The sequence below is a fragment of the Tessaracoccus sp. MC1756 genome, from assembly GCF_014164735.1.
Classification (GTDB): domain Bacteria; phylum Actinomycetota; class Actinomycetes; order Propionibacteriales; family Propionibacteriaceae; genus Arachnia.
The window spans coordinates 922,098-934,524 of sequence record NZ_JACJFZ010000001.1; the positions used below are offsets into that span (position 1 = coordinate 922,098).

Below are 12,427 nucleotides of genomic sequence, written 5' to 3' on the forward strand. Positions count from 1 at the left end.
GGTAACAAATGACTGCCACTGTGAGCGACACGCAGCCCGCCACCACCGGTGGTGTCGGCCGCGTTACCCGCGTCATCGGCCCCGTCGTGGACGTCGAGTTCGCGGCTGACCAGATCCCGGCCATCGGCAATGCACTGACCGTTGAGACCGAGGTCATGGGCGAGAAGCGCACCATGACCATGGAGACCGCCCTCCACGTCGGCGACAACGTGGTGCGCGCCATCGCACTGAAGCCCACCGACGGCATGCGCCGTGGGGCCGAGGTCACGGACACCGGCGACGCCATCACGGTGCCCGTGGGCGACGTGACCAAGGGCCACGTCTGGAACGTGACCGGTGACGTGCTCAATGTCGACCCCTCGTCGATCGAGATCACCGAGCGCTGGCCCATCCACCGTGCGGCCCCCGCGTTCGACGCGCTGGAGTCCCGCACCGAGATGCTCGAGACGGGCATCAAGGTCCTCGACCTCCTCACCCCGTACGTGAAGGGCGGCAAGATCGGCCTCTTCGGTGGTGCGGGCGTCGGCAAGACGGTCCTCATCCAGGAGATGATCTACCGCATCGCCCACAACTTCGGTGGCACCTCGGTGTTCGCCGGCGTGGGGGAGCGCACCCGTGAGGGCAACGACCTCATCAACGAAATGGAAGAGGCGGGAGTCCTCAAGGACACCGCGCTCGTCTTCGGCCAGATGGACGAGCCGCCGGGCACCCGCCTGCGCGTCGCCCTGTCGGCCCTGACCATGGCGGAGTACTTCCGCGATGTGCAGAACCAGGACGTGCTGTTGTTCATCGACAACATCTTCCGCTTCACGCAGGCCGGTTCCGAGGTCTCCACGCTGCTGGGGCGCATGCCCTCCGCGGTGGGTTACCAGCCGAACCTCGCCGACGAGATGGGGCAGCTCCAGGAGCGCATCACCTCGACGAAGGGTCACTCCATCACGTCGATGCAGGCCATCTACGTGCCGGCCGATGACTACACCGACCCGGCCCCGGCCACCACGTTCGCCCACCTGGACGCCACCACGGAACTCTCCCGTGAGATCGCCTCGCGTGGTCTGTACCCGGCCGTGGACCCGCTCACCTCGTCGTCGCGCATCCTGGACCCGCAGTACATCGGCCAGGAGCACTACGACACCGCGGTGCGCGTGAAGCAGATCCTGCAGCGCAACAAGGAACTGCAGGACATCATCGCCATCCTCGGTATCGACGAGCTGTCCGAAGAGGACAAGATCATCGTGAACCGCGCGCGTCGCATCCAGCAGTTCCTGTCGCAGAACACCTACATGGCCGAGAAGTTCACGAACATCCCGGGCTCCTCGGTGCCGCTGGCCGACACGATCGAGTCGTTCCAGATGATCTGCAACGGTGACGTCGACCACATCGCTGAGCAGGCGTTCTTCAATGTCGGCGGCATGGATGACGTCATGGCCAACTGGGACCGCATGCAGAAGGAAAGCTGAGTCCATGGAGCACGCACCGCTGCATGTCGAGGTCGTGTCGGCAGACCGCGTGGTCTGGTCCGGCGACGCCGTCAACATCATCGCGCGCACGGTCGAGGGCGATATCGGCATCCTGCCCGGTCACGAACCGCTGCTGGCGGTCCTCGAGCCGTCCATGGTCGAGATCGTGACCGCAGAGGGCGCCAGCGAGTCGCTCATGGTCGACGGCGGGTTCATCTCGGTGGCCCACGGCCACGTGTCGGTGCTGGCGCAGTTCGCCACGCTCGGTCACGAGGTGAGTCTGGAGGAGGCCCGTAAGGAACTCGCGCCGCTCGTCCTGAGGGCCCAGCAGGGTCAGGCCGACGACGCCGAGATCCACCGGCTCAAGATGCTCAAGGCCCAGGTTCGCGCAGGCGAACGAGCGGCCAGCAACTAGAAGCACCCACCACTCAGGGCGGTCCTCCATCGGGGGGCTGCCCTGAGTGCATACTTGGGAAGTCCCGCAGCGGAAAGGAGACCGGCAGATGTGGGAGATCGTATGGACAACGTTGATGGTGATTGCCATTGTCCTGCTCCCGTTCGCGCTGCTTTACCTCCGCCGCCGCTGGCTCACTGGCCAAGGCGGTCTTTTTGATTGCGCCTATCAGATCAACGAGAAGACCCCCGGTTCCGGGTGGGTGCTCGGCATGGGGAGGTACCGGGGCGAGAACCTCGAATGGTTCCGGGCCTTCTCCCTGAACCTGCGCCCCAAACGGGTCTTCCCCCGCGTCGCCACCGCGTACGTGCACCAGCGTCAGCCGGCGGGCCTGGAGGCCATCGCGCTGTTCGAGGACTCCATGATCGTCACGGTGCGCGACCGTTTCACCGGCTCGACGTCGTCGCTCTCCATGGCACGCGACGAGGTGCTGGCACTGATGAGCTGGCTCGAGTCAGCCCCGCCCGGCTCCAACTACCTGCCGACCTCGGCGGATTCGCCCCCCTGATCTTCCGGGGCCTCGCCAAAACCGGGCGCAGTCAGGCTCGCGCCGGCTTCTCGCGGTCAGTTCCCGGTACCCAGAGGACTTCATGCTCCGTGCCGTTGGCGGCGCGGCTCATGATGAACAGCAGATCCGAGAGGCGGTTGAGGTACTTGATCGCCAGCGAGTTCACCCCGCCGTCGACGTCCAGGCCGTGTTCCTCGGCGCAGGCCCACGCCGCCCGCTCTGCGCGGCGGGCAACCGTGCGGGCCACATGGAGCTGCGCGCCCGAGGGGCTCCCACCGGGGAGGATGAAGCTGCGCAGGACCGGCAGGTCCTCTTGGAGCTCGTCGCAGTACGCCTCGAGACGGTCGATCGAGGGCTGCTCGATGCGCAGCGGGGGCCACTTGGGGTCCGGGTCCAGCGGGTTGGAGATGTCCGCGCCCACGTCGAACAGCTCGTTGCGGACGAGGGCGAGCATCTCGACCACCCGATCCGGCAACCCTCCGAGGGCGACGGCCACACCGATGACGGAGTTCGCCTCGTCGGTGTGCCCGTAGGCCTCGACGCGCAGATCGGTCTTGCGGACTTCGGAGTTGTCTGACAGGCGGGTGGTGCCCGCGTCGCCGGTGCGGGTATAGATCTTCGAGAGTGTGACCATGGTCCCAATCTATGCCAGAGTGAAGCCGTGCGTATTCGAGCCCTTGCCATGTTGAGCGCGGCCGCGCTCGTTTCCTTCTCCGCCTGTACCGACGCGAACCAGACCAACACAGGTCCGGTCTCGGGCGAGAACACCACCACCTGCGAGTACCCCAGCGCGGGGGAGCCCGCGAAGGCCGTCGATGCGCCAGCCACCACAGGGGTGCCGACGCAGGGCGAGGTGACCGCCACACTCGAGCTGACGGCAGGTGACGTCACCATCACGATGGACCGGGCCAAGGCCCCGTGCACCGTCAACTCGTTCGTCTCGCTCGCGGAGCAGGGATACTTCGACGACACCGTGTGCCACCGCCTCACGGACTACGGCATCTTCGTGCTGCAGTGCGGCGACCCATCGGCCACGGGCATGGGTGGGCCGGGCTACAGCTACGCCGACGAGCTCGAGCCCGTCAAGGACCTGGGGCAGGCGGCCTACCCGACGGGGACCGTCGCTATGGCCAATGCGGGCCCGGACACCAACGGCTCGCAGTTCTTCCTGGTCTATGCGGATTCGCAGCTGGCGCCGGATTACACGGTCTTCGGCACCATGGACCAGGCCGGCATCGATGTGGTGGGCGGCATCGCGGCCCAGGGCGTGGACGCGGGGGACCAGACCTCGCCCATCGCGGAGGCGAAGATCACCGCCGTCACGCTCGGCTGATTCACTGTTCAGTGACCTGACAACGGACTTCGTCGGTGTTATGGATACCCCCGGGGGTATCTGTTAGGGTGGTGTCATCACAGACCCACGAGGAGAAGATCACCATGCTGCTGCATCGCTTCTACGACGAAGATCTCGCTCAGGCCAGCTACCTGATCGGATGCCAGGCGGAGAACACCGCCGTCGTCGTCGACCCCCGACGCGACATCGACGAGTACCTCGAGCTGGCCGCCCGGCACGACATGAAGATCGTGGCCGTCACCGAGACCCACATCCACGCCGACTACCTGTCCGGCACCCGCGAACTTGCCGCCGCCACGGGCGCCACGATCTACGTCTCAGGTGAGGGCGGCGAGGACTGGCAATACGACTTCGAGGGTGAGCGCCTCTACGACCGCGACACCATCACCATCGGCAACATCACCATCGAGGCCCGTCACACCCCGGGCCACACCCCCGAACACCTGTCATTCCTCGTCACAGACGGCGCCTTCGCCAGCGACCCCGGCTACCTGCTGTCAGGGGACTTCGTCTTCTCCGGCGACCTCGGCCGCCCCGACCTGCTCGACGAGGCCGCCGGCGGAGTCGACACCCGCTTCGGTGGCGCCAGGCAGCTCTTCGCCAGCCTCAAGAACGTCTTCCTCCAGCTCCCCGACCACGTGCAGGTCTACCCGGCCCACGGCGCGGGCAGCGCCTGCGGCAAGGCGCTCGGCGCGCTGCCGTCCACCACGGTGGGCTACGAGCGCACCTACGCCTGGTGGGCACCCTTCCTGGCCTCCGACGACGAGCAGGGCTTCGTCTATGAGCTCCTCGACGGCCAGCCCGACGCGCACGCCTACTTCGGGCGGATGAAGCGTCAGAACCGGAGCGGACCGGCCGTGCTGGGCCACCCGCTCGCCGAACTCCCCGAACTGGACAAAGCGTCCCTGGCGGCGCAGATCGGCGACGGGGAGGTCATCCTCGTCGACACGCGTCCGCACGACGAGGTCCATGGCGGGACGGTGAAGGGCTCCGTGAACGTGCCCGGCCTGGACAAGTCCGCCACCTACGGCTCCTGGGTCTACGATCCCGAGACCGACACAGCGTCCCTGGTCCTCCTTGCGTCGGACCGCGACGAGGCCAACGCCTACCGGCAGCACCTCATGCGCGTCGGGATCGACCAGGTCGCTGGCTACACCACGAGCCTCGATGGGCTGCCCATGTACACCCCGACGGTGGTCCAGCCGGCCGAGCTCGCGTCCTACGAGCGCGACATGCTGCTGGATGTCCGCAACAAGACCGAGCACGCCGAGGGCGCCATCGACGGTTCGTACCAGCTGAGCGGCGGCCGCGTCCTGTGGCATCTGGACGAGCTGCCCCGCGACGGCAGGATCGTCTCCTACTGCCGCAGCGGGGTCCGCAACTCCGTGGCCGCCTCGGCCCTGCGTCGGAAGGGCTATGACGTGGCCGAGTTGGACGGTAGTTGGCTGGGGTGGGTGGCCTACCAGGAAGCCGCCAACTAGGTGGTCACCACAGTCCTGGTACTGGTCCTCGCCGTCGCCGTCGGGCTCTCATTGGGCCTCCTCGGCGGCGGCGGGTCCATCCTCACCGTGCCCCTGCTGACCTATGTCGCCGGCATGGGGCCCAAGGAGGCGATCGCCTCCTCGCTGTTCATCGTGGGTGCCACCTCGATGCTGAGCCTCTTCGCGCACGCGCGCGCCGGCAACGTGCAGTGGCGCACCGGCCTGGTCTTCGGCGCGGCCAGCATGGCCGGTGCGTTCGCCGGTGGTCTGGCCGGGGGCCGCATCCCGGGCTTCGTGCTGATGCTGCTCTTCGCGTTGATGATGATCGCCACCTCGGTGGCCATGATCCGCGGCCGAAAAGCAGGGACGACGAAGGAGCGCGACCATCTCCCGGTGGCGAAGATCGTGCTCGAGGGCCTCGTCGTCGGCGCCGTGACCGGTCTGGTGGGCGCCGGGGGCGGGTTCCTGGTCGTTCCTGCGCTGGCGCTGCTCGGGGGCCTGCGCATGTCCGTGGCCGTGGGCACGTCGCTGCTGGTGATTTCGATGAAGTCGTTCGCGGGCCTCGCCGGCTACCTGACGACGGTGAGCATCGACTGGCCGCTCGTGCTGGGAGTGAGCGCCACGGCCATGGTCGGGGCGCTCATCGGTGCCCGCCTGACCCGGATGGTTCCGGAGAAGGCGTTGCGCAAGGGGTTCGGCATCTTCGTGTTGGCGATGGGCATCTTCGTGCTCAGCCAGGAAGTGCCGCCGCTCCTCAGTTCTGGGTCAGGAACATCCGGGTGATGCTGGTGAAGGTCTCCGGGTCATCGGCGTGCACCCAATGCCCGGCGTTCCTCACCGTCACCTGACGCACCCTCGGGAAGAGCGCCTGCATGGGCGCCTCATGCTCAGGCAGGCAGTAGGGGGAGCGGCCTCCGGTCACCCACAACACCGGCCCGTCGAACTCGCCCTCGATGTGGGGCCAGCCGCCCACCGCGTGGAGTGAATCTGCCAGCAGGTCCAGGTTCGCCAGCCAGAACCACACGTGGTCCTTGTGGTGCAGGTTCTGCAGCAGGAAGCGGCGCACCGTCCGGTCCGGGATGAGTTCCTCGAGGGCCTCCTCGGCCTGGGTGCGGCTGTGCACTTCAGCCAGGTCGAGTGAGCGTAGTGCCGCCACCAGGTTGACGAACTGGGCCGCCTCCACGTTGCGGGCGGGTGAGATGTCCACCACCATCAGCTTCTCGACCAGTTCCGGCGCCTGGAGGGCGACGCGCATGGCGATCTTGCCGCCCAGCGAGTGTCCGATGAGTGCGACGGGCTCGTCGAACGACTGGTGGAGCCATTCGGCGACCTCTGCGGCCTGGTTGTCCAGCGAGAACGTCTCCGTCCACGGCGAGCGGCCGTGGTTGGGGAGATCCACCAGGTAGCTGGTGGCGACGCCCGTCAGCCCGGTGGCGATGGAGCCGAAGTTCTTGCCTTGACCGAAGAGCCCGTGCAGGAACACTGCTGTGTGTTCCCCGGAGCCGATGGTGAGGTGGTGCAGTTGGTTCGTCATGCCTGTCCCCAGCAGTGTGTGTGCCAATGTCGTCGGGCCTCGATGCCCGTGTCGAGCCCGTAGGAGCCGTTCTCAGGCCAGGCGACGACGTGCGCGGTGCCGGAGGCGACCGTCTGCTGGCAGCCGGGACAGCGGTACTCCTTCTCCGCCCGCTGTGCGGGGACGTCGCGCACGATGTAGCTGACGCCCCCCTTCCTCACCCTGCGCTGCGAGCCGCCGGAGAGCAGCGGGCGCGGCGCCCGCAGGTGCTTGGAGGGGCGCCGACCCATCAGAAGAGCCGCTCGTCGACGTTGTCGAGACCCCGCAGTGCGTCGTAGTCGATCAGGCGGCACTCGATGCCCCTGTCGGTGGCGAGCGTCCGGGCCTGCGGCTTGATCTGCTGGGCGGCGAAGATGCCGCGTACGGGGGAGAGTTGGGGGTCGCGGTTCATCAGTTCGAGGTAGCGGGTGAGCTGTTCCACGCCGTCGATCTCGCCGCGGCGCTTCACCTCGACGGCGACGTAGCCGGTGCCTTCCCGCAGGAGGAGGTCCACCGGGCCGATGGGCGTGAGGTATTCGCGCTGCACGAGCTTGAGGCCTTCGCCCAGCGTGCCGGGGTGCTCAGCGAGCAGGGCCTGGAGGTTCTCCTCCACACCGTCCTTCTGCAGGCCGGGGTCGATTCCGAGTTCGTGCGCCGAATCGTGCAGGACGTCCGCGATGGAGATGTGCAGGGTGTCGCCGTCCTTGGCGCGCACCTGCCACACTTCCGTGATCCCGAGCCGTTCGGAGGCCTCCGGATCCGGCTGCGTGATCTGCATGGTGCACGGCGGGCTCATCCAGTTGAGCGGCTTGTAGGCGCGGTCATCCGCGTGGATAGAGACCGACCCGTCAGCCTTCACCAGGATGAGCCGGGTAGCAAGGGGGAGGTGGGCGGTCAGCCTGCCCACGTAATCAACCTGGCACCTCGCAATGACCAAACGCACCCGACCAACCTAGCAGGCTTGCTCCCTGGATCAGGAGGCGTCGAGCGCCGGCTGGACGATCTCGCGGTACAGCAGCAGCACCGCAGCGGTGGTGGGAATTGCGATGACGGCCCCGATCACACCGAACAGCATGCCGCCGATGATCGCCGAGAGGACCACCAATGCGCCCGGCACTTTCACGGTGCGCTTCATCACGTTGGGATAGAGGACGTAGGCGTCGAACTGCTGGTAGATCACGAAGTAGATGATGGTGGCGATGCCGATGGCCGGATCCACCGCGAAACCGACGATGGCGACCGTGATCATGGCCAGGCTGGAGCCGACCAACGGGATGAAGCAGAAGATCGCGACGACGAAGGCCAGCGCCAGTGAGTAGTCGCCCAGGCCTGCGATGTTCATGAAGATCAGCGCAGACACCGACGCGATGCTGACGATCACGAACATTCCGGTGATGTAGCCGGAGACGCCGCCGAAGATGCCGTCGGCCAGATAGCGCGCACGGGGGCGCCGGCTGGCCGGGGCGAGGGCGTAGATGGTCTCCTTGATGGTGGGGAGTGAGGCCAGGAAGTACACCGTGAGCACCAACGTGACGATCACGGAGAAGACCAGGTTGGCCACCAGGCGGCCCGCGCCCATCAGCCCACCGAAGAGGTTTTGAAGCAGCGCTCCCGAGGTGATGAACTCCTGCGCCCGCGCCAGTACCTCGTCGCGTTGCTCCCACTCCGCCAGGAGCGGATGGTTGAGGAGGGTCTGCAGCATCTCCGGCAACTGCGTGGTGAGCGCGGTGGTCTGCTCGGTGAAGATGGGAACCAGTGCGACCACGCCCAGGGCCAGCACGCCGAGGAGCAGGAGGGTCACCAGCGCCACCCCGATGCCGCGGGGTACGCGCAGGCGGGTCAGGAATTCGACGGCCGGGTTGAGCCCCAGCGCCAGGAAGAGCGCGAGGACGGCGAGGATGAGCACGCTCTGCACGGTGAGGACGGCCTGGGCAAGCGCAAGGGCTACGAGGACGCCGATGGCGCCCATGAAGCCCATGCCGAAGGCCGAGTAGCGGCGCTCCTCGACGGCGTGCGGAGTGGGGGGCACCGGCTCGATGACTGCCTCGGGCAGCGGGGTGAGCATCTTACGGGCCCCACGCGCCGTCGTGCCGAAGAAGCGGCCGACGACGCGGGGCAGCCGTGCGTGGCCGGCCCCGACGTGCCTGGGCGTGGCTGCCATGCCGGGGGCGGGACCGGGTGCCTCGGAAGCGGGGGTGGCCCCAGGGACACCGGTCTCCGGCGACGCCTCGTCGGGGTGGCTCACGGCTGCCCGTTGCTGTTTCGGATGATGGTGGTCTCGCTGTCCGGATCTGCGGTCGCGATGACCGCGGTGGTCTCGGCGTACTGCTCGCCGGATTCCTCTGCCAGGGCACGCAGGTTGCTCAGTTGCCCGAGCGCGTTGGCGCGGCGGGCTTCCAGCGAGGCGATCTCGCGCTCCAACTGTTCCTTGCGCCAGGCGATCTTCTCCTCAAGCTCCGCCTCCGCGCGGGAAACGCGCTCGCGGAGGACGGTGAGCGTCTCCTCGCTCTGGCGGGTGGCGGTCAGCCGAATGTCCTCAGCCGCCTTGACCGCCTCGGCGCGGATGGCCTGGGCCTCCTCGCGGGCCTTCAGAGCCCGGTCCGCAGCCGCCGAAGCGTCCTTGTCCGCCTGGGTGAGGCGCCCAGCGATGGCGTCGTCTGTGGCCTTCGCATGGGCCGCGAGTTCCGTGGCCGACTTCTCCGCGGCGCGCTCGGTTTCAAGCTTGAGCTCGATGGCCCGGCGCTCCGCCTCCTTGAGCACCCGGTTTGCTTCTGCCCGGCCGGCTTCGAGGAGGCTCTCGGAGCGCGCAGTGGCGCCGTCGAGCACTGCCTTGGCCCGGATGCGGGCGTCTTCGAGGATGAGGTCCGCGTCGCGGCGCGCGGTTTCGAGCGTGGCCTTGCCCGCCTGTGCCTGCTCCTGGCGGAGTTGGCGCAGCCCAGCGAGGCCGGTGAGGCGCACGTCGTCTGCTTCCTGCTGCGCGGACTCGCGCAGCGCGGCCGCGGTGCGGCGCGCCTCCGTCTTGATCCGTTCCGCTTCATGCTGGGCGCGGTCGATGAGGTCGCCCGCCTGCGCTTCGGCAGACCTGAGGAGGCCTGCGGCGTGGGCGCCCAGCCGGCTGAAGTCGGTGTCGCCGACGGTGTCGCGGACGTAGCGGGTCTCGCGGGCCTGCTCGCGCACCTGCATCTTGAGTTCGGCGACGCGGTTCTCCAGTTCCCGCACGTAACTGTCGACGGAATGCTTGTCGTAGCCGAGCATGGAATTGGGGAAGCTGCCCACCGCCGAGGCCCTGTCGTCGAACAGGTTGAGTCCGGTCTCCTCGGTTTCGAGGTCCTGGGGTTCAGTCACCGTGCAGTCCTTCCATCTCGCTCCTTCAGAGCCTAGTCGGTGCCCGCGCCAGATCACCGGAACCGACACGAAGGGGGCGGGGCGGATGACCGCCCCGCCCCGTCTGTGCCGGGAAGCACGCAACGTCAGTGCGCTGCAGGCTCCTTGGGCAGTTCAACCAGCTCCAGGAGCACACCGCGTGCGTCCTTGGGGTGCACGAAGTTGATGCGGGAGCCGCCGGTGCCGCGCTTGGCCTCCGGGAACAGGAGGCGCATGCCGCGTTCCTTGAGGGTTTCGCTGACCTTGTCCAGGTCCGCCACGCGGTAGGCGAGCTGCTGCATGCCGGCGCCGTTGCGATCGATGAACTTGGCGATGGTCGAGTTCTCGTTCAGCGGGGCCAGCAGCTGGATCTTGGCGTTCTCCTCGCCCTGCTCGCCGGTGCCCATCATGGCCTCGGCAACGCCCTGCTCCTCATTGACCTCGCGGTGCAGTTCGCGCCAGCCGAAGACCTCCGTGTGGAACTTGACGGCCTCATCGAGGTCCGGGACGGCCAGGCCGACGTGATCGATGCAGATGAACAGATCAGAGTTTTCCATGGCTCCTAGTTTTCCATAGAGGGTGCGGCCGTCGGCGGCGGGGTGGCCCTCGGACTCAGTTCACCAGCGCGGCATCGACGAGCGCCTTGGCGGCCACCTGGACCTCTGCCAGATGTTCCTCGGACCGCAGCGACTCGGCGTAGATCTTGTACTTGTCCTCGGTGCCGGAGGGGCGCGCAGCGAACCAGGCGTTGTCCGTGGTGACCTTGATGCCGCCGATGGGCGCGTCGTTGCCGGGCGCGTGCGACAGCACCGTGCGGATGGGCTCCCCGGCCAACTCGTCGACGGTCACGTCGGCGCGGCCGAGGCTGCCGAGGCGAGCCTTCTGCTCACGGTTGGCGTCGGCGTCCACGCGTGCATAGTAGGACCTGCCGAATTCGGCCTCGAGTTCCGCATAGTGCTCGCTGGGGGTCTTGCCGGTGACGGCGATGATTTCGGACGCCAGCAGCGCCAGGAGGATGCCGTCCTTGTCCGTGGTCCACGTGCGGCCGTCCAGCGTCAGGAAGGACGCGCCTGCTGATTCCTCACCGCCGAAGCCGATGGAGCCGCCCATCAGGCCAGGCACGAACCACTTGAAGCCGACCGGGACCTCCACGAGGCGCCGGCCGAGCTTGGTGGCCACCTTGTCGATCAACGAACTCGACACCAGCGTCTTGCCGATGCCGGCGCTGGACGACCAGCCGGAACGGTGGGCGAACAGGTAGTTGATCGCCACCGCCAGGTAGGCGTTGGGGTTCATCAGGCCGGCGTCCGGCGTGACGATGCCGTGGCGGTCCGAGTCTGCGTCGTTTCCGGTGGCGACGGTGTACCTGTCGCGCTGGGCGACGAGCGAGGCCATGGCGTTGGGGGAGGAGCAGTCCATGCGGATCTTGCCGTCGGTGTCGAGCGTCATGAACCGCCAGGTGGGGTCCACCTCCGGGTTGACGACCTCGATGGGGAGGCCCTGCTCGGCGAGGTACTGCCAGTACTGGACGGACGCGCCGCCCATGGGATCAGCGCCGTGCGTGAGGCCGGCCGACATGATGGCGGGGAAGTTCAGCGCCTGGGCCAACTCCGCACAGTAGGGCGTGCGGTAGTCGTAGCGCTCGATGTCTGCGGCGATCTTTTCGTACGGCGTGCGCCGGACGGCGCCCATGTCCGAGAGCAGTTCGTTGGCGCGGGCGGCGATCACCTTGGTGGCGTCGCTGTCTGCCGGGCCCCCCGTGGGGGGGTTGTACTTGAAGCCGCCGTCGCGCGGCGGGTTGTGCGACGGGGTGACGACGATGCCGTCGGCCTGCGCCGCGCTGCCGTCGTTGTTGTACCGGATGATGGCGCGCGAGACGGCCGGTGTGGGGGTGTACTCGTCCTCGCGCTCGGCCAGCACCTTCACGCCGTTGGCGTGCAGCACCTCGAGCGCCGTCTTCCAGGCGGGCAGCGACAGGGCGTGGGTGTCCTTGCCGATGAACAGCGGGCCGGTGGTGCCCTGCGCTGCGCGGTACTCGACGATCGCCTGGGTGGTGGCGGCGATGTGCGCCTCGTTGAAGGCCGTGTCGAGCGAGGAACCACGGTGGCCCGACGTGCCGAAGACGACCATCTCGTCCGGGTTGGACGGATCTGGGGTGCGGTCGAAGTAGGCGGCGAGGAGTTCGTCGACGTTGATGAGATCTGATTCCTGGGCCGGCAGGCCGGCGCGCTCGTGTGCCATGCCAGTCATCCTAT

General features: G+C 67.7%; 14 protein-coding genes. 6 read left to right on the plus strand and 8 right to left on the minus strand.

Annotated features, from left to right (window positions below; all coding sequences use genetic code 11):
* Positions 1 to 8: 8 nt before the first annotated feature.
* The 3 genes from atpD (at position 9) to H5393_RS04295 (ending at position 2,422) form a co-directional block, all read left to right on the plus strand.
* On the plus strand, positions 9 to 1,460 hold the full coding sequence (gene atpD / locus H5393_RS04285; RefSeq protein WP_182765586.1) for a F0F1 ATP synthase subunit beta: 1,452 nt from the start codon (positions 9 to 11) through the stop codon (positions 1,458 to 1,460).
* A 4-nt stretch (positions 1,461 to 1,464) separates the two neighbouring features.
* The gene (locus H5393_RS04290) at positions 1,465 to 1,875 is read left to right on the plus strand and encodes a F0F1 ATP synthase subunit epsilon (protein ID WP_182765587.1); all 411 of its coding nucleotides are present in this window, start codon (positions 1,465 to 1,467) and stop codon (positions 1,873 to 1,875) included.
* A gap of 88 nt (positions 1,876 to 1,963) precedes the next feature.
* On the plus strand, positions 1,964 to 2,422 hold the full coding sequence (locus H5393_RS04295; protein WP_182763517.1) for a DUF2550 domain-containing protein: 459 nt from the start codon (positions 1,964 to 1,966) through the stop codon (positions 2,420 to 2,422).
* 31 nt (positions 2,423 to 2,453) lie between these two features.
* Here H5393_RS04295 and H5393_RS04300 read toward each other — a convergent pair whose 3' ends face one another.
* On the minus strand, positions 2,454 to 3,056 hold the full coding sequence (locus tag H5393_RS04300) for a cob(I)yrinic acid a,c-diamide adenosyltransferase (RefSeq protein WP_182763516.1): 603 nt from the start codon (positions 3,054 to 3,056) through the stop codon (positions 2,454 to 2,456).
* A gap of 27 nt (positions 3,057 to 3,083) precedes the next feature.
* Between H5393_RS04300 and H5393_RS04305 the strand changes: the two genes are divergently transcribed.
* The 3 genes from H5393_RS04305 (at position 3,084) to H5393_RS04315 (ending at position 6,040) form a co-directional block, all read left to right on the plus strand.
* Entirely contained in the window at positions 3,084 to 3,755 is a 672-nt protein-coding gene (locus H5393_RS04305; protein ID WP_370585922.1) for a peptidylprolyl isomerase, read from the plus strand.
* Between the two features lie 71 nt (positions 3,756 to 3,826).
* The gene (locus H5393_RS04310) at positions 3,827 to 5,257 is read left to right on the plus strand and encodes an MBL fold metallo-hydrolase (protein WP_220488158.1); all 1,431 of its coding nucleotides are present in this window, start codon (positions 3,827 to 3,829) and stop codon (positions 5,255 to 5,257) included.
* Entirely contained in the window at positions 5,258 to 6,040 is a 783-nt protein-coding gene (locus tag H5393_RS04315; RefSeq protein ID WP_182765588.1) for a sulfite exporter TauE/SafE family protein, read from the plus strand.
* Here H5393_RS04315 and H5393_RS04320 read toward each other — a convergent pair.
* The 7 genes from H5393_RS04320 to pgm all read right to left on the minus strand — a co-directional run bounded on the left by H5393_RS04320 (position 6,012) and on the right by pgm (position 12,413).
* A complete protein-coding gene (locus tag H5393_RS04320; RefSeq protein ID WP_182763514.1) occupies positions 6,012 to 6,791 on the minus strand; it encodes an alpha/beta fold hydrolase in 780 nt (259 codons plus the stop codon). The two genes, H5393_RS04315 and H5393_RS04320, sit on opposite strands and share 29 nt — an antisense overlap.
* Positions 6,788 to 7,060: a hypothetical protein gene (locus H5393_RS04325; protein ID WP_182765589.1), complete on the minus strand. Its 273-nt coding sequence runs from the start codon at positions 7,058 to 7,060 to the stop codon at positions 6,788 to 6,790. Before H5393_RS04325 ends, H5393_RS04320 begins: the two co-directional genes overlap by 4 nt.
* The gene (gene nucS, locus H5393_RS04330) at positions 7,060 to 7,752 is read right to left on the minus strand and encodes an endonuclease NucS (protein ID WP_182763512.1); all 693 of its coding nucleotides are present in this window, start codon (positions 7,750 to 7,752) and stop codon (positions 7,060 to 7,062) included. Before nucS ends, H5393_RS04325 begins: the two co-directional genes overlap by 1 nt.
* A gap of 30 nt (positions 7,753 to 7,782) precedes the next feature.
* A complete protein-coding gene (locus tag H5393_RS04335; protein WP_370585923.1) occupies positions 7,783 to 9,054 on the minus strand; it encodes an AI-2E family transporter in 1,272 nt (423 codons plus the stop codon).
* Positions 9,051 to 10,154 (minus strand): DivIVA domain-containing protein, encoded by a 1,104-nt coding sequence (locus H5393_RS04340; RefSeq protein WP_182765590.1) that lies wholly within the window; start codon positions 10,152 to 10,154, stop codon positions 9,051 to 9,053. The genes H5393_RS04335 and H5393_RS04340 overlap by 4 nt, the downstream gene beginning before the upstream one ends.
* A gap of 125 nt (positions 10,155 to 10,279) precedes the next feature.
* A complete protein-coding gene (gene mce / locus H5393_RS04345; protein WP_076058548.1) occupies positions 10,280 to 10,729 on the minus strand; it encodes a methylmalonyl-CoA epimerase in 450 nt (149 codons plus the stop codon).
* 55 nt (positions 10,730 to 10,784) lie between these two features.
* The gene (gene pgm, locus H5393_RS04350; RefSeq protein WP_182765591.1) at positions 10,785 to 12,413 is read right to left on the minus strand and encodes a phosphoglucomutase (alpha-D-glucose-1,6-bisphosphate-dependent); all 1,629 of its coding nucleotides are present in this window, start codon (positions 12,411 to 12,413) and stop codon (positions 10,785 to 10,787) included.
* Positions 12,414 to 12,427 lie beyond the last annotated feature (14 nt).